This window comes from Mesorhizobium sp. M0340, from assembly GCF_040321535.1.
GTDB lineage: Bacteria > Pseudomonadota > Alphaproteobacteria > Rhizobiales > Rhizobiaceae > Mesorhizobium.
In genome coordinates this window covers 16002-32654 of the sequence record NZ_JAMYRR010000001.1, presented here as the reverse complement: position 1 = coordinate 32654, position 16653 = coordinate 16002, and the positions used below count along the sequence as shown (strand labels likewise).

14 protein-coding genes and 2 pseudogenes are annotated in these 16653 nt (G+C 63.5%); 8 read left to right on the top strand and 8 right to left on the bottom strand.

The genetic code is table 11. From position 1 onward, the window contains the following. Positions 1 to 50 precede the first annotated feature (50 nt). Entirely contained in the window at positions 51 to 398 is a 348-nt protein-coding gene (locus tag NKI79_RS00175; protein WP_352799249.1) for a hypothetical protein, read from the top strand. Further along, entirely contained in the window at positions 399 to 953 is a 555-nt protein-coding gene (locus NKI79_RS00170) for an RES family NAD+ phosphorylase (RefSeq protein WP_352799248.1), read from the top strand. It begins immediately after the preceding gene. 28 nt (positions 954 to 981) lie between these two features. On the opposite strand, the pseudogene NKI79_RS00165 reads toward NKI79_RS00170, so the two are convergent. Then, positions 982 to 1094 (bottom strand): annotated as a pseudogene (locus tag NKI79_RS00165) (HAD family hydrolase); the annotation flags it as partial. 85 nt (positions 1095 to 1179) lie between these two features. Here NKI79_RS00165 and NKI79_RS00160 point away from each other — a divergent pair. Continuing rightward, complete coding sequence (locus tag NKI79_RS00160) at positions 1180 to 2571, top strand: NfeD family protein (protein ID WP_352799247.1); 1392 nt, start codon at positions 1180 to 1182, stop codon at positions 2569 to 2571. Then, a complete protein-coding gene (locus NKI79_RS00155) occupies positions 2568 to 3335 on the top strand; it encodes a slipin family protein (RefSeq protein ID WP_352705623.1) in 768 nt (255 codons plus the stop codon). The genes NKI79_RS00160 and NKI79_RS00155 overlap by 4 nt, the downstream gene beginning before the upstream one ends. Positions 3336 to 3374: 39 nt before the next feature. On the opposite strand, the gene NKI79_RS00150 is transcribed toward NKI79_RS00155, so the two are convergent. After that, positions 3375 to 4304, bottom strand: coding sequence for a LysR family transcriptional regulator (locus NKI79_RS00150; protein ID WP_352799246.1), 930 nt, complete (start codon positions 4302 to 4304; stop codon positions 3375 to 3377). 105 nt (positions 4305 to 4409) lie between these two features. Between NKI79_RS00150 and NKI79_RS00145 the strand changes: the two genes are divergently transcribed. Further along, positions 4410 to 5420, top strand: coding sequence for a zinc-dependent alcohol dehydrogenase family protein (locus NKI79_RS00145; RefSeq protein WP_352799245.1), 1011 nt, complete (start codon positions 4410 to 4412; stop codon positions 5418 to 5420). A 76-nt stretch (positions 5421 to 5496) separates the two neighbouring features. Here the strand turns inward: NKI79_RS00145 and NKI79_RS00140 are convergent. The 3 genes and pseudogenes from NKI79_RS00140 to NKI79_RS00130 all read right to left on the bottom strand — a co-directional run bounded on the left by NKI79_RS00140 (position 5497) and on the right by NKI79_RS00130 (position 9280). Beyond that, a pseudogene (locus tag NKI79_RS00140) lies at positions 5497 to 7818 on the bottom strand (xanthine dehydrogenase family protein molybdopterin-binding subunit). Beyond that, a complete protein-coding gene (locus NKI79_RS00135) occupies positions 7815 to 8798 on the bottom strand; it encodes an FAD binding domain-containing protein (protein WP_352799243.1) in 984 nt (327 codons plus the stop codon). The pseudogene NKI79_RS00140 and the gene NKI79_RS00135 overlap by 4 nt, the downstream one beginning before the upstream one ends. Then, the gene (locus NKI79_RS00130) at positions 8795 to 9280 is read right to left on the bottom strand and encodes a (2Fe-2S)-binding protein (protein ID WP_352507171.1); all 486 of its coding nucleotides are present in this window, start codon (positions 9278 to 9280) and stop codon (positions 8795 to 8797) included. The genes NKI79_RS00135 and NKI79_RS00130 overlap by 4 nt, the downstream gene beginning before the upstream one ends. 706 nt (positions 9281 to 9986) lie before the next feature. Here NKI79_RS00130 and NKI79_RS00125 point away from each other — a divergent pair. Further along, complete coding sequence (locus NKI79_RS00125) at positions 9987 to 10619, top strand: TetR/AcrR family transcriptional regulator (protein ID WP_352799241.1); 633 nt, start codon at positions 9987 to 9989, stop codon at positions 10617 to 10619. Positions 10620 to 10637: 18 nt separating this feature from the next. On the opposite strand, the gene NKI79_RS00120 is transcribed toward NKI79_RS00125, so the two are convergent. Further along, the gene (locus tag NKI79_RS00120; RefSeq protein WP_352475599.1) at positions 10638 to 11078 is read right to left on the bottom strand and encodes a lipid-binding SYLF domain-containing protein; all 441 of its coding nucleotides are present in this window, start codon (positions 11076 to 11078) and stop codon (positions 10638 to 10640) included. Positions 11079 to 11343: 265 nt separating this feature from the next. Here NKI79_RS00120 and NKI79_RS00115 point away from each other — a divergent pair, with 265 nt between their 5' ends. Then, positions 11344 to 12279 (top strand): hypothetical protein, encoded by a 936-nt coding sequence (locus NKI79_RS00115; protein WP_352799239.1) that lies wholly within the window; start codon positions 11344 to 11346, stop codon positions 12277 to 12279. Between the two features lie 29 nt (positions 12280 to 12308). On the opposite strand, the gene NKI79_RS00110 is transcribed toward NKI79_RS00115, so the two are convergent. Together NKI79_RS00110 and NKI79_RS00105 are read right to left on the bottom strand one after the other, a co-directional pair. Then, on the bottom strand, positions 12309 to 13871 hold the full coding sequence (locus NKI79_RS00110) for a serine hydrolase (RefSeq protein ID WP_352799237.1): 1563 nt from the start codon (positions 13869 to 13871) through the stop codon (positions 12309 to 12311). 132 nt (positions 13872 to 14003) lie between these two features. Continuing rightward, positions 14004 to 15437, bottom strand: a complete 1434-nt coding sequence (locus tag NKI79_RS00105) for a coiled-coil domain-containing protein (protein WP_502909784.1) — start codon at positions 15435 to 15437, stop codon at positions 14004 to 14006. Between the two features lie 453 nt (positions 15438 to 15890). On the opposite strand from NKI79_RS00105, the gene NKI79_RS00100 reads away from it, so the two are divergent. Beyond that, complete coding sequence (locus tag NKI79_RS00100) at positions 15891 to 16631, top strand: ATP-binding cassette domain-containing protein (protein ID WP_254819718.1); 741 nt, start codon at positions 15891 to 15893, stop codon at positions 16629 to 16631. Positions 16632 to 16653: the final 22 nt, after the last annotated feature.

Below are 16653 nucleotides of genomic sequence, written 5' to 3'. Positions count from 1 at the left end.
GTCAGGCTGACACGCATGGGCCAAGCTGGCTTGGAAGCCGGAGAGAAAATATGGCCACGGCGTTGCGGGCGGTTCCCAGATTCCTGGACGAATTGGGCACGTTTGGCGGTCTCAAGGGAACCGATATTGCAAACATCACCGATGTGTCCAAGGCCACGGTTTCGAGGTGGAAGGCCGGCAACATCAAGCCCCAGCCGCGCAGCGAGCTCATTCTATCGGATCTGCACTATATCGTCGGCCGACTGCAGGAATTCTACGAGCCAAGCGATATCCGCACCTGGCTTTACGCTCGCCACCCGCAATTGAACGGTGAAAGGGCGATAGATCTCATTCACGACGACCGTGCTCTCGACGTGCTCAAAGTCATCGATCGGCTTGAGAACGAGGTCTTTCTGTAGTTGGCGATCGCCGGGCGGAAACGGCGCGATAGCCGGCTCATCGACGCTGTCGAGGCAATAGTTCCTGTCGAATACTCCGGAACGGTTTGGCGTGTCGTGCGCCAGGGCCGCAGCCCGATCCAGTGCTCGAGCTCCGGTGGCCGTTGGGACGATGGAACATTCGACGTGCTCTACGCCTCGCAAGAGCGCGAAGGTGCCTTGAGCGAGATGAGATTCCACCTGACGCGGGGGCAGCCAGTGGTCCCTTCACGTGTCAGATACAATCTCTTCGAGATCGATCTTGCCTTGGACAGGACGCTCAGATTGCTCGACCTGGCCGCCTTGCAGACCCTTGGCCTCGACACCTCGCGCTACGGCCAGCTTTCGTATCAGGAAAAGCACGCCGAATATCCGAGATCGCAAGACATCGGCGAGGCCGCGCATTTCCTCGATTATGACGGTCTGATCGTACCCAGCGCGCGATATGACTGCCTGAACGTCGTCGCGTTTTGTGATCGGCTGCCGGCCGGAGCGATAACGACAAGGACCGATCGCGGGGAAATCGACTGGACTTAGCGGCGGCCCCGCCGCCGTCGGGTGCGGCGCCGACCTCGTCTATATGGTGCAACGTGTCGTCGGGTCTGCACAGCCGCGGAACGTGCCCGATTGGCGGAGCTTCTCGGTGCCGTAGCCGCCGCTGAGCAGGCCGACGCCCAGCCGGACCGTGCGATGCGTCACCCGCCGCGAAGCGTCATGGATTTCGGCAAAATCCAGCCCATATCCTAGGTGTGGAGCTTTGAGCGTGAAACTCGCGCGTGCGGTCTTGCTTGCCGCGGCTTTCGTGGCTGTTGCGGCCGTTTGTCCCTCTTCCGCAACCGGAGAGGCGAATGGCCGGGAGAAAATTGCGTTGCGCGTCGAGATCGACGGCGCCATCGGTCCGGCGAGTGCCAGGCAGCTCGAGGAAGCGCTGGGGGTGGCCGCGGACCGAAACGTCGAGGCTCTCATCCTGCAGATGGACACGCCCGGCGGGCTGGTCACCAGCATGCGCGAGATGATCGCCGGCATCCTCGCCTCGCCGGTTCCAGTCATTGGCTATGTGGCGCCCGCCGGCGGGCATGCGGCGAGCGCCGGAACCTATATTCTCTACGCCACCCATCTGGCGGCGATGGCGCCCGGCACCAATCTGGGCGCGGCAACGCCGATCGAGATGGGCGGGCCGCTGCCATCGTTTCCCGGTGGCAAGAACGATGGCCCCGAGGGGGACAAGGACAAGAAGAACGCCCCCGCGGGCGATGCGATGATCGCCAAGGCGACGAACGATGCCGTTGCCCTGATCCGCAGCCTGGCTGAATTGCGCGGGCGCAATGCCGAATGGGGAGAAAAGGCCGTGCGCGAGGCGGCCAGCCTGTCGGCCGGCGCGGCGCTGCAGCAGCATGTCATCGACTTCGTCGCCCGCGACACCACCGAACTGCTTCAACTGGCCGACGGCCGGACCGTCGAGGTCGCCGGCAAAAAAGAGGCATTGGCGACGAAAGGGCTGCCGGTCGAAACGCTCGAGCCAGGCTGGCTCATACGGCTTCTCGCCGTCATCACAGACCCCAACATCGCCGTCATCCTGATGCTGGTCGGCGTCTATGGCCTCGTCTTCGAGTTCACGAGCCCGGGCGCGGTCGCGCCCGGCGTGATCGGCACGATTTGCCTGCTGCTCGGGCTCTATGCGCTCAATCTCCTGCCGATCAGCTATGCCGGCCTGGCCTTGATGCTGCTTGGCATCATCTTCCTGGTCGTCGAAGCCTTGAACCCGACTGTGGTCCTTGGGCTGGGAGGCGTGGCTGCGTTTCTGCTGGGTGCTGCCATGTTGCTCAGGATCGAGGGGCCCGGCTTCGAGATGTCGTGGGCCGTTATCGGCACCGCCGCCGTCCTGACGCTCGGCCTGGCACTGTTGACCGGCAGCTATCTGTGGGCGGCCCGCAAGAACGTTCCGCGTGTTGGCGCACAGGCCATGCAGGGTCTGCCGGCGGAGGTCCTCGACTGGCAGGGCAGCGAGGGCCACGTGCTCGCCCGGGGCGAGCGCTGGCGGGCAAAAGCCGACGAACCGCTTGCAGTGGGCGACAGCGTCGAGGTGGCCGATGTCAGGGATCTTGTGCTGACGATACGGCGCCGCAATGCGAGAAGCGATGGAGTAAGGCAATGATCATCGGTTATGTGGCCTATCTGGCAGCAGCACTCGTCGTGGTCATGTTCCTATCCGCGGCCATTCGCATCCTGCGGGAATATGAGCGCGGCGTGGTCTTCACACTCGGCCGCTTCACCGGGGTCAAGGGCCCCGGCCTTATCATCCTCATCCCCTTCGTGCAGCAGATGGTGAAGGTCGACCTGCGAGTGGTGGTCCAGGACGTGCCGCCGCAGGACGTGATCTCGCGCGACAACGTCTCCGTGAAGGTGAACGCGGTGCTGTATTTTCGTATCGTCGACGCTGAGCGGGCGGTGATCCAGGTCGAAGACTTCATGACCGCCACCAACCAGCTGGCACAGACCACGTTGCGCTCGGTGCTCGGCAAGCATGAGCTCGATGAAATGCTGGCCGAACGTGACAAGCTTAACAGCGACATCCAGGAGATCCTCGATCAGCGAACCGATGCCTGGGGCATCAAGGTCTCCGATGTCGAGATCAAGCATGTCGACCTCAACGAGAATATGGTCCGCGCCATCGCCAAGCAGGCCGAGGCCGAACGGCTGCGGCGTGCCAAAGTGATCAATGCCGACGGCGAACAGCAGGCGGCGGCAAAACTCGTCGAGGCCGGCAAGATGCTGGCCGAGACACCGCAGGCCATGCAGCTGCGCTATTTCGAGGCTCTCCATGACATCGCCGGTGAGCGCTCGTCGACGGTCGTGTTTCCGGTGCCGATGGATCTGCTCGGTCATTTCATCAAGCAGGGTGGAGGCGGAGGCGGCTGAGCGCGTAATCTCCCGCCTCGAGGAGGGAGATCAGCACCCTCACCTCCGCCACGGCGGGACCGGCGCAAAGCGTTTGCCGATCCAGTCGGCGAAGGCACGTGTCTTGGCGGCTTGCCCCTTGGCCGAAGGCATGGCGACATAGACGGCGCCCTCATCGGCAAGCGTCCAGTCCTCCAACACTGGCACCAGCCGGCCGTCAGCGAGCTCGCGTCCGACCAGCCAATCCGTGCTCATCATCAGCCCGACGCCTTGCACGGCGGCTTCGACCAACACCTCGGCATCATCGGTGACCAGCGGGCCGGAAACCTCGATACTGACGCGCCGGCCCGAACTGTCGGTCATCTCCCAGGCCGGAAAGGTCTGGAAGCCTGAGAAGCCGAGACAGCTGTGTTCCAGCAGCGCTTCAGGTTCGGTCGGCGTGCCCCGGCGGGCGAGGTAGGACGGTGCGGCGCACAGCAGCCGCCGCCGTGTCGCGACCTTGCGCGCCACCAGCCGCGAATCGTCCAGTGCGCCGAGACGCACGGCGACATCGAAATTCTCGGCGACGAGATCGGCGAAGCGGTTGGAGAACTCGGCCTCGATACGAACGTCGGGAAATTCGGCGAGAAACTGCGGCAGCAGCGGGGCGATCCACATGCGCCCGAACGAGCCGGGCAGCGCCAGCCGCAGCACGCCGCGCGGCCCGCCGCCGGCATGCGCCGACGCGGCAGCCTCGGCTTCGTCGACCGCGGCCAGAATGGCGCGGACGCGGACGAGAAATTCCGAACCCGCCTCGGTCAGCGACACGCTTCGCGTCGTCCGGTGCAGCAGGCGCACGCCCAACCGCTCTTCCAGCGAGGCAAGGCGCCGCGACAGGATCGTCGCGTCGCGGCCGATGCGAGCCGCCGCCTTGGTGAAGGAGCGTGCTTCGGCGATTGCCGCGAAGGCGGCCATTTCGGCCAATGCTGCCGGTTCGTACGATTGCTGCATCAGGCGCAGAGCTCAAATGTAGAAGCCAAGGATTATATACCAATAGCGCAGCAGCTAGTTTCACTCAATCCCGGCCAGTCAATCGGCCATCAACCGGAGTGAGACATGAAAGCGATCGAACTGACTGCCCCCAGACTGGACGCGTTTCGCGCGGCCACCGTTCCCACGCCTGAACCGCAGCGCGGCGAAGTGCTGATCCGCCTGCGCGCCGCAAGCCTCAATTTTGTCGATGTCGCGATAGCGAGCGGCAACTATCCAGGTCCGAGCTTTCCGCTCATTCCCGTCGTCGACGGCGCCGGCGAGATCGTCGGCATCGGCGAGGGCGTGTCGAGGGTCGCCATCAACGACCGCGTCATCGCCCACGCAAAACCGCGCTGGATCGGCGGCCGTCCTCGGCCTTACGAGACCAGAGAGATGCGCGGCCTGACGCTGCCCGGCTCGCTCGCCGAGTATGTCGCGCTGCCGGCCAATGCCGTCGTGCCGATGCCGGCGCATCTTTCCTTCGAAGCGGCAGCGACGCTGCCGATCGCCGGCACCACCGCGTGGAATGCGCTTCGCGTCGCCGATGCCGGGCCAGGGTCGGTCGTCGTCCTGCTCGGTACCGGCGGTGTCTCGATCCTGACCCTGCAGTTGGCCAAGGCAGCCGGCGCGACGGTCATCATCACCTCGTCGTCGGACGAAAAGCTGGCCCGCGCCAAGGCTTTGGGTGCTGATCACCTCATCAATTATCGTGAGACGCCGGACTGGGACGCCAAGGTGCTCGAGTTGACCGACGGCCTCGGCGCCGATCTGATCGTCGAAACCGGCGGCTCTGCCACCTTCGCCCGCTCCATCAATGCCGCGGCGCCTGGCGGCACGGTGTTCGCCATCGGCTTCGTCACCGGCGCCGAGGCCACCACGAACCTGCTGCCTATCATCATCAAGGCACTCAAGGTGGTGGGCAACAACACCGGTTCGGTATCCGACCTGCGCGACGCGGCGCGCGCCATCGGCGCCGCCCATATCGATCCGGTCATCGACACGGTCTACAGCCAGCACCAGGCGACCGAGGCCTACGCCCATATGGCAGCTGGCGGCCGCCATTTCGGCAAGCTTGCGTTCAGCCTGTCGTGGTGAGCCTGGAGAAGGCGCCGTCGCTGAAGCTGCCGATCTCCCCCCTCGTGGGGGAGATTGGCAGCTTCGCCGTCTGCTCTTAAATCAGCTTCTCCAGCGTGATCGGCAGGTCCCGCACCCTTTTCCCGGTGGCGTGGAACACCGCGTTGGCGATCGCCGGCGCCACGCCAACAATGCCCAGTTCGCCGACCCCCTTGCCGCCAAGCACCGAGGAGTGCGGATCGGGAATACCGACCGAGATCACCTCGATATCGGGAATGTCGGCATTCGTGGCGATGAGATAGTCGGCGAGATTGTTGTTGACGATGCGCCCATGCCGGCGGTCGACGATGCCTTCCTCGAGCAGCGCCTGGCCGATGCCCATGATGATACCGCCCTTCCACTGGCTTTCGGCGAGCTTGGGGTTGTAGAGCCGGCCCGAATCCAGCGCCGACACCACGCGCGACACCCTGACCGTGCCGAAATCCTCGTCGACGCGCACCTCGATGAAATGCGCGCACCAGCTGTAGCGGGAATAGTCGCCCTCGGTGTGTGGCAGCGCCATGGCTATGGTGGTGTAGTTCTTGTAGCGGTCCTCGACCGTCGAATTGGCCGGCATGGTGTCGCCCCTTCGCCTCGATATGCTCGCGCCCGACGCTCCTGAGCAGTTCGGCGACGGAAACTTCAGGGCCGTTGCCGCGCGGTGAAGCGATGCGGCCATCGGCGACGACGAGCGTGTTGGCCTGCAGCGCATGGAACGGCGAAGCCGGATCGCTGATGGCGAGCCCGATCAGTTGGTCGAGCGCGGCACTCGCCGCCTTGTGGACGGCGCCGGTCATCACCCCAGCCAGCCGCGAACCGCCGGTGACGCCGGCACGGGCATAGCGGGAATCGCCAAGCTTGACGACGACGTTTTCCGCCGGCACGCCCACCACCTCGGCGGCGGTCTGCGCCAGGATCGTGTAGGTGCCCTGCCCCATGTCGATCGATGAGCTTTCGACCTCGACCGAACCGCCGGCGAGAATGCGCACGACCGCTTCGCCATAGGCGCGCCGCACCGGGTAGGTGCCTGCCGCGACACCCCAGCCGATCAGCTGGTTGCCGTCGCGCATCGAACGCGGCTCGGGGCTGCGCTTCGACCAGCCAAAGGCTTCGGCGCCGGCGGCGAACGCCTCACGCAGCTGCCGTGTCGACCACGGCTTCTTCGCATGCGGGTCCTGCTCGGCATAGTTCCTAACCCGGATTTCCAGCGGATCGATACCGACCTCATAGGCGAGCTCGTCGATGGCGCTTTCGATGCCGAAAGCGCTCGGGTTCTCGCCCGGCGCGCGCAATGCCCCGGCACCACCGTGTTGACCCGCACGACGTTCTGCCGCGACGAGAAATTCGGCGTCGCGTACATGACCGAGGTGACCGAGCCGAGCGGCTCGACCCACATGCCGTCGACAGAGGTCTCGTTGACGCCGCGATGCACGATCGACTGGATTTTGCCGTCGCGATCGGCGCCGAGCGCTACCGTCTGGCGCGTCGCCGCCCGTCCGCCATAGGCGGTGAAGGTCTGCGGCCTGGTGACCGCTAGCTTCACCGGCCGTCTCAGCATTTTCGCGGCGACTGCCGCTACAGCGCCGTAGCCATAGGCAAACGCTTTGGAGCCGAAGCCGCCGCCAATATAGGGCGAGACAAGGCGCACATTCTCGAACGGCACGCCAAACCATTCGGCATAGGTCCGCGCCATGCCGTCGACCCATTGACTTGGCTCCCAGACCGTCAGCTGGTCGCCCTGCCACTTTGCGATCAGGCCATGCAGCTCCATCGGCGCCTGGTATTCGCGCGGCGTGTTGTAAGCGTTGCAGATCCTGACCGGAGCCGAGGCGAACGCTGTCTCCGCCTCGCCCCATTCCTTGGTCATGGCGTCGACCGGGATGCCGTCGCCGGCCTTCGGATCGCTGAGGTCGACGATCGCGGGCGCCTCGTCATAGGCGATCTTGACCAGCGCCGCGGCCGCTGCCGCCTGCTCGAAACTCTCGGCCACCACCGCCGCGACATGCTGGCCGCTGAAGGTGATGTCGCGCGCCAGCGGGCAATAGGCGACATCCGGCGGCGGCGTGCCCAGCCAGTCCGTTGCGGTTCTCAGCGGCAGGATATTGTCAGGCGTCAGCACCAGCAGCACGCCGGGCGACGCTTCGGCCGCGGCCGTGTCGATCGAACGCACCCGGCCGGCGGCAATGGTGCTCTCGACCAGCACCGCATGGGTAAGCCCCTCGAGCCGCTGCTCGACGGCGTATTTGGCGGCACCGGTGATCTTGGCCGGGCCGTCGACGCGCGACAGCCGGCCGCCGACCTGATCGGCGAGGACGGCACCGTCCGAAGCGTCGCCGTGTTTGGTATCGCCGGGTCTTGCTCTCAACTCGTGAACGGTCATGCCGTTTCTCCCATTTTTAGGATGGCGCGGGCGACGACGCGCGGCGCCAGTTGGATCTTGTAGTGGTTGGCGCCATGGTCGACGGCGCCCTCGACGGCGAGCAGGCTGGCTTGCCTGACGACCTCCGGCTCAAGCACTTTGCCTTTCAGCGCCTCTTCCACGGCACGCGCCCGCCACGGTTTTGTGGCGACGCCGCCAAGCGCCACGCGCAGGTCGCGGATCGTGCGGCCGTCCGCCTCGAATTCGACACCGACGGCGGCACTTGCGGCGGCAAATTCATAGGATTGCCGGTCGCGGACTTTCAGATAGGTCGAGCGGCGGGCGGCGGCCGAAGCGGGAATGCCGATCGCGGTGATCACCTCGCCCGGCTCGATCGCATGTTCGTTGTCGGGCGTGCTGCCCGGCAGCAGAAAAAAGTTATCGACGGCGATTTGGCGGTCACCGAGATGGACGATTGCGTCGAAAGCGACGAGTGCAACCGCCAAGTCGCCGGGATAGGTGGCGATGCAGGCCTCGCTGGTGCCGAGCACGGCATGGCTGCGGGTGACGCCGCCGATCGCCGAGCAGCCGCTGCCGGGCGAGCGCTTGTTGCAGGCGGGGAAATTCGACGGATCGCGGAAATAGGGGCAGCGTGTACGCTGCATCAAATTGCCGCCGATCGTCGCCATGTTGCGCAGCTGCGCCGATGCCGCCTGCCACAGCGCCTCTGAGACGGCAGGGAACCCGCTCTTGATGCCGGCATGGTCGGCCACGGTGCTCATCCTGGCCAGCGCCCCGACCATGGCGCCCCGGTCATCGATCACGATCGTGTCCAGTCCGGTGAGATGGGTGATGTCGACCACGGTCTCGGGTTCGGCAACGCCGCATTTGGCGAGATCGACAAGCGTCGTGCCGCCGGCGAGCAGCATGGCGCCCGGCAGTGCTGCTGCCTCACGCGCTGCGTCGACCGAGCCGGCACGGAGATACGAAAAGTCCCTCATGATGTGGCCTCCACGGCTGCCTGGCGCACGGCGGCGACGATATGCGGATATGCGCCGCAACGGCAGAGATTGCCGGCCATGTATTCGCGGATCTCCTCATCGGAGCCGGCATGGCCTTCGCGAATGCAGGCGACCGCCGACATGATCTGGCCCGGCGTGCAATAGCCGCACTGGAAGGCATCCTGTTCGAGGAAGGCGGCCTGCACCGCATGTAGCGCGCCATCCTCCCCGGCAAGCCCTTCGATGGTGGTGATGGCACGTCCTTCGGCCTGCGCGGCAAGAGTCAGGCAGGCCAGCACGCGCTGGCCGTCGATATGGACCGTGCAGGCGCCGCACTGGCCCTGGTCGCAGCCCTTCTTGGTGCCGGTCAGGCCGAGATGATCGCGCAAGGCGTCGAGCAGGGTAACACGCGGCTCGGCCTCGAGCTCATGTCGATGTCCGTTGATTTGAAGTTGGATTGGAGTTCGGGTTTTGCTTGTCATGGGGCGTCTGGCTCCAGTTGCTTGACGCGGGAGGGGATGATCTGGCGCCCGGCCGGCGAGCGGCAAGGTCAGCTTATGGCTAGGTGAGGCTAACCTCCCCTTGCGGGGAGATGCCCGGCAGGGCAGCGGGGGTCCGCTTGACTTGATGCGACCTCCGGGAGGGCCGCGGCTTGCGAGGTCGAAAGACGTGACATACCCGATCCCGTGATTACATGATAAAGGCGCTCCACAAATCGGAGGCGCCTCCGTTTATTAACTAGGAGCGTGCTCCGCCCTGTTCAAGCCCCGGATCGAAATTGATCGAGATTGGAGAAAATTGGGGGCGGGCAGCCAGCCGTCATGCCGGGAGACAAAAAAGCACCACCGGCCCAAGCCGGTGGTGCTCTCTGGACTGTCTGTAGGGGCAGGACAGTCCAATGATCCTGAGGGGATCGCGCTCAACGTGGGCTCATTTTTGCCCCACGGCATCGGCCGAACAGATGAGGAGTGCGGGCCGCGAGGAAATATCCTCCGTCGTCATCCACCGGCCATGCACCAGAGGCGGGCAAGATGCCTCGCCTGCCGGAACGCCGGCCCAAACTCGATCCTGTGATTATAGTTACTTGCGATTATATTTGTCTGAGACGTAACGAAGGTGGAAGAGTCTGCGTTCTTGAGACGGGGCCTGCCTATCCGGTTATGCTTCGGATCAGCACTGGAGAAGAAATTGGCCGCGGAGCCGCCCGTCATTTCTGGAGACAAAACCGAAACCGCCGTTGCAAAACCGCTGCGCGCCGACGCGCAGCGCAATCGCGACGCGCTGGTCGAGGTCGCGGCGAAGGCCTTTGCCGCGCATGGCGTCGACGCCTCGCTGGAGGAGATTGCGCGCCAGGCCGGCGTCGGCATCGGCACGCTCTACCGGCATTTCCCAACCCGCGAGCATCTGGTCGAGGTGGTTTATCGGCGCGAAGTGGAAGGGCTGTGCCAGGCGGCCGACGAACTCGCCCACGATCATGCGCCCGACGTGGCGCTTGAACAATGGATGCAGCGCTTCGTCGACTACATCGCCACCAAGCGCGGGCTGTCGACAAGCCTGCGCATCCTGCTCACGACCAACTCCACCCTGTTCTCCGACGTTTCGGGCAGGGTGACGCTCGCCTTGCGGCGGCTGATCGATGCCGCGGTCGCCGACGGCTCGATCCGCAGCGACGTCGATGCCTCCGATGTGCTGCATGCGCTGGGCGGCATCTATTCGGCCCCGGACACCAAGGACTGGCGCGACCGCTCGCGCCGATTGGTGTCGCTGCTGATGGATGGGCTTCGGTTTGGAGCGGCCAAATCCGGCCCATCCAAGGAATAACGAATGCAGTGACTGTTCTTATTTCAGCGAGATGCTCATACCGCTGAGATCGGCATTGACTTGCAGGCCTACCTGCCTGCCTGTGAGTTCGAGTTGGGCACCCTTGTCATTGGTCATGACGATCACCTGGGCTCCTTTGCCGAGCGCGCCGCCACCGCCCGCTGCGCCGTAAACCCCCGTCACATCCCGGGCGCGCCGTATGTGGCGCACGGTACCTTTGAAATAGGTCTTGGAGGCACCGAAGGCGAGGCCGCCCGAGATGCCGCCGACCGAGATGGGATACCGGCGACCATGGAAGGTCAGTGTGCCCTCGCCTCCGGCGCCGCCGATGAAGAAGGCCGCCTTGTAGATGGCGAAGCGGATCGTACCGCTGTCGGCATGTGCGACGCTGGTAAAGCTAACTGCCGCCGCAGTTATGACGGCAACCGCGACTGAACGAAATCTGGACGAAATCTTCATGATGAGAACTCCTCAAGATCGCCGCATGCCCAGCCGGCCGGGCACGTCGGCGCCGTATCAAAGTCATAGCTGAACAGTCTCGCCCGTCATTGGTTCCAAGCACACGGCCTGAATCCGCTGCGAGAAGACCGCTACGAAACGAGGCGGATGGCGAGCGCAGTCCTGGCTGTAAGAACAGTGGCAGAATGGTGGGGATGATCGTAGGTGTTGAGGTGGAAATGGTATTAGTCTGCGCTGTCTGGGGTTTCGGGGGCGCGGCAAAGGAATGGACTTCAACTCACGGCATGGCTACCTCCTGATCGGCGGCCTGATCCTGGTCGGTGCCGGGCTCCTGATCCTTTCGCTGATCGTCAATCTTCGCGTGGCGCACAGCGTACGTGACGACGTACGCCATCGTGAAAAACTGCTGGAATATTATCGCAACATCTTTTCGCAGCTGGGCGTGATCATGATCGGGATTGGCGTGTCCCTGTTCATCTTCTTTTTCCAGCAGAATTATCAGGACCAGCGCAAACGCGAAGCGGAGCTCCAGCAGGTTCTCGCCAAACTGGCGGCGCGTGTTGCCCGCGGCAGCGCTGTCGTGGAGGCCCTCGGCGAATTCGACGCGCTGCTGGATGATGGTGGTGCTTATGTCAGTCCGGAACACGGCGGTGACAACGCCGCTGTCAGCGCCCACGGAACGGCGCTCGCCAAGCAGGTTTCCCAGATCCTTCTGGTCGAGCGCGACGTCGATGTTCAGGGGTTCGATATCCTGAATCTGTCGCGCGATTTCGAGGCATCGTTCGTCGTCAACGAGCTCAACCCAACGCTATGGTTCAACATCGTCCGGGACGAGAGCGACATCAAATATGCCACCACCCAGATCGCCCTTGATTACAAGGACCTGCAGGATGCGATCGGCGGCGAGCCTATCGAGGTTGCGATCGCCAATCCCGAAAAGGAGCGGAAGATCAAGCAGGAGGTGCTCGACGTGTTTTATGATGCCGACCTCCTGCGCCAGCGCAGCAGGCGGTTTCTCGGCCGTGCGTGCTGGCTTTTCAGCAATGGCAAAAGCTTCGTCAAGCTTGCACCGGCCAATGAGATCGAAGCCGATGCCAAGTCGCACCAGGAATGGATCGATCGGTCGAAAGGCTTCCTGACGCAGTTGAAGTCGGGAAGCGGCGATTGCTTCAAATTGCTCCAGTTCGGCCCGGCATCCTGAACCGGCAAGCATCGCCCGCCCCGCGGCGGCTAATCCCCCACGCGTTGCAGCGTGCCGAGACGATTGTCGTCGAGAAATTCGACGGTCATGGCCGACGCGTTGCCGTCGGGGCCGAGGGCAAAGCTGACGGCCGAAGGCCTGTCCGGCATCTCGGGATCGGGGAAGGTCACGAAGAGGTCGCGGTTGAAATGCTTCAGTGGATAGGACCGCGCACCGGCAGGCCCGACCTTGAGGACAAGAGCGTCTCCTTCGCCTGACACAATAGCATCGCCGATGAAGTCGTTGAAGTAACGGCCCGCATAGGCGCTGGCCGGCGCCGCCGGACTTGCTGGAGAGGGCGGCGCGGCATAGGTAGCCTTGGCCGCCGCAATCACCGGGCCGAACATGCCTGCATAGATATCATTCCAAGCCTTTACCTTATCCTTTCCCAGCGTTCCGTCGAAGACGAGATCGGCGAAGCTGTCGGACAGTCCCTCCGGCACGCCTGTCGGAAAGGCGTTGGCGATGACGACGATGCCAAGCTTCTCCTCGGGAAAGAGCATCACCAGACTGCGGGCGCCGGCGCTGAAGGCGCCCGCATGACCCCAGATCGGTCCGTGCCGGCCGAATTCGACATTCCAGCCGAGGCCGTAGAAGGCCTCGCCTCCGGAGACGGGGTTCTTGCCGCGAACCATCAAGGGAATATGTGTCTGGTCCAGTGCATCGGCGGCAATGAGTCTCTTGCCGGCGTAGGCCCCGTTGCCGAGCACAAGGCGCATCCATTGCGAGAGGTCGCGTGCGGTGGAACTGACGCCGCCTGCTGGCGCCTGCGCATCCGGATAGCGCTGGACCTTGGCGGTCCACGCGCCATCGATTTTGGCGTGGAGCTCGGCGCGGTTGGCGTGCTTGATGAAGTCCGAATGACGGGAGCTGGTCGAGGCCATTCCAAGCGGTCGGTAGAGCTTCTCTTCGGCGACCTCTTCCCATGATTTGCCCGTCGGCTTCGCGGCCGCGACGGCACCCTCGGTCAGTCCGAAATTGCTGTAGGAATAGCCCGCACGAAAGCTGGATGACGGCGACACGAACCGCAGGCGGCGCAGGATCTCCGCGCGGTCATAGCCGATGTCCTCGAGGTCGTCGCCGGCGGTGCCGGGAAGCCCGCTGCGGTGCGCAAACAGGTCGCGGACCGTGAGTTCGCTGGTCGGATAGGGCTGAGCGAGCCGGAAAGCCGGATCGAGGTCGGCGATCTTGGAATCCCACGAAGCGATCCCGTCGCTGACCAGCGCCGCCACGACGGTGGCGGAGACCGGCTTGGAGAGCGAGGCAATCTGGAAGACCGTGTCAGCATCGACGATCTCCGGTTTTCCGGCTTCGCGATGCCCGAACCCCTTGAGGAAGATCACCTCGTCGCCGTGCACGACGCCGATAGCCAGACCGGGCACGCTACCATCCGCGACGACGCCTTCGGCAAGCAATTCGAGCTTCGACAGAGCTGCGGCGATCCTGTCGGGTGGGATGGTTTCGGCCGACGCCGCCTTCGGCAAAAGCGTCATGATTGCGATGAAAGCCAACCTCCTCCACCGGAGGTGATTCCCGTTTGTGAACAGCCGCATGCTCAGCCCCTCCGCTTCACCGGCGTGCACTATTGCAGGCCGACGCAGGGAAGGCCAGCCTCACCCTCGACCCGCCATCCATTGACGGATGTCCGCATCACACCAGTCGAAATTCAGACAGCCGCGCCTGAGCTAGGATGCAGCGCGCAGGCGGAGGCGCCGCCTGCCGGCGCGGGCCTTCTCCGCCACCGCGGCGGTGATCTCGACCACGCCGTCTTCACGCGGTCTGGCGTTGGTGACCTTGTGGAGCCGCTCATAGGGCAACAGTTCCTTGACCCGGGCTTGAAGCGACGCGACTTCGGCTCGCAGATCCTCGCATTCCTGCCTCTGGACGTCGAACTGTATCTGTTCGGATGCCTGTTGCAGAGAAAGCTGCGAAAAATTTGCGCTGATTGCGGAAAGGTTCATCTTGTCGTTTTCGCTCTCTTTCATGAGAGCAGACAATTTTTGCTCGACAATTTGCCTTTCGGCCACCGCGTCGCTCGCCTGGGCCTTGAGCATGGCGATCTCGCTGGCGGCTTCGCTGTTCTGGTTGGAGGCGGCCTCCAGCCGCGATCGAAGGTCCTCGATTTCAGAACGCAGGCCGGTCATCTCCGCGACACTGCGTGCAAGCTCGGCTTCCCTGTCACCGTCCCTGAGGCGGGCTGCTTCCGTTATTTCCGATAGCTTCGCCTGCGCCATATCGAGCGATTTCTGCAGCCGCATCTCCTCTTTCTCGCTCTTGCCAAGCGCGGCCAGCAGTTCCGAAAGCTGCGCGGCATCATTGGCATGGACAGTCGAGAGTTCGTCCAGCCTGTGCCGGGCCTCGGCCTCCCGTTTCAGCGCTTTGTCGAGGTCGATCGACAGGCTGACATGTTTCTCCCGCAGCATTTCGTTCTCGCGCGAGCGTCTGTTGGCCTCGACGGCTCTGGCTGAGAGTGTTTTGACAAGCTCGCCGAACTCGGCCTCGCGTTTTGCGCTCGCATTGCCTGCCACGACAAGTTCCAGCCTTGCCGCAGCCAGCGCGCCGCGAAGTGCTTCCTTGTCCTCGACCAGGCTTGCCTCGTGCTGCTGCAGGGCCTCGATAGCGCTGTCGCGCTCGCGCTGCTTTCTGGTTGCATCGTGGAGCTGTTCGGACAGCACCCTTTGCTGCGCGGTCAGGCCAGTATTTGCCAGCTCCAATTCGTTGGCGCGAAGAATGTCGCCGTGGAGCAGTTTTAGAAATTCGCCCGTCAGATGATGCGAGGTCGCGATCTCCGACAGTTTCGCATTGATCTCCCCCAGATACTCCTGCGCGTCGTGAAAGAGCCCATCGACCGCGCTTAAGGCAGCCAGCCGGGTTTGCGTATGGGGGGACAGCCGTCGTGCGGTCTCGAAGGCGTCCGCATTGGCCTCGATCTGCGAGCTGTCATCCGTTCCCCCGAGATTCTCATCCGATACCGTCTCATCCGGCACAGTGACGTCGTTCAGCGGCGGCTGATCGTCCACGTTGAGACATTCGCTAAACGCATCCGCCAAATCGGTTTCGAGCTCCTTGAACGCTCTTTCCACAGTCTCGGCACGCTTGATCAAACCTTTGAAATTCATGATCGAATATCCCTCTCGTGCAGCGCCGTTAAGGAGCGGACTTTCAACACTTGACCTCGCCTCCCCGAATACGGGGTTCATCTCCTGACGTGCGCTCTGGCCGACGCAGGCTAGGGACAGGCTTGGCCACTGTCCTCGTGTGTTTGAATGACGCAAAGCCGTGTTCTGCGGCGCTCCATACCCGAAGCGTTGGCACCGCTCGCAAAATGCCACTCATTTCACCCGAAACGGATATCAAGCGGCGCAAGCCTGAGAATCGCCTGGTAATTGTCTTAAGGACCGGCCGAGCGCCTCGGTGTTCTGCAGCAGCTACAAGGTCACGGCCTAAGACGACGCGTGTCACTGCCGGGAGGCCTGACCTAATAAATGATTGTGTTGAATACGTTTCGCTGATTAGCTGCTGTGAATAGACCAGGGACAAGACCGACAAAATGTTGTCCCGGGAGGACCGCGATGCCGGTGCTTGAGGTTCGCCACGTCTCCAAGAATTTCGGGGCTATCCAGGCCCTGACCGACGTCAGCTTCCAGGTGGAGCGAGGCGAAGTCGTTGGTCTCATGGGGGATAACGGCGCCGGCAAGTCGACGATAGTCAAGACGGTGGCAGGGAATTTTCCTCCGAGCGACGGCGAAATTGTAGTCGAGGGCGAGGTGTGCCACTTCCACCAGCCTGTGCAGGCCCGCGCCAAAGGGATCGAAGTTGTTTATCAGGACCTGGCGCTCGCCGATAACTTGACGGCCGCGCAGAACGTCTTTCTGGGGCGCGAGATCAAGAAAGGCTTCTGGCCGATCAGGATTCTTGACAAGCAGGCGATGATCGATCGCTCGGCAGCGCTGTTCAAGGAACTCAAATCGGAAACCCGGCCGCGCGACCTCGTCAGGAAGATGTCGGGTGGGCAGCGCCAGGCGGTCGCCATCGCGCGGACCCGGCTTTCAAATGCCAAGCTGGTGCTGATGGACGAACCAACGGCCGCCATCTCGGTGCGCCAGGTGGCGGAAGTACTCGAACTGATCCGACGCCTCAAAGCACAAGGAGTCGGCGTCATGCTGATCAGTCACCGAATGCCTGACGTGTTCGCCGTGGCAGATCGTATTATCGTCCTCAGGCGGGGCTCGAAAGTTGCCGACAAGCCAGCCGACAAAACATCGCCCGAGGAAATCACTGGACTGATAACGGGGGCCATCCGTGGCGAATAGTGTTCAGGAGTCAGTTGGCGTT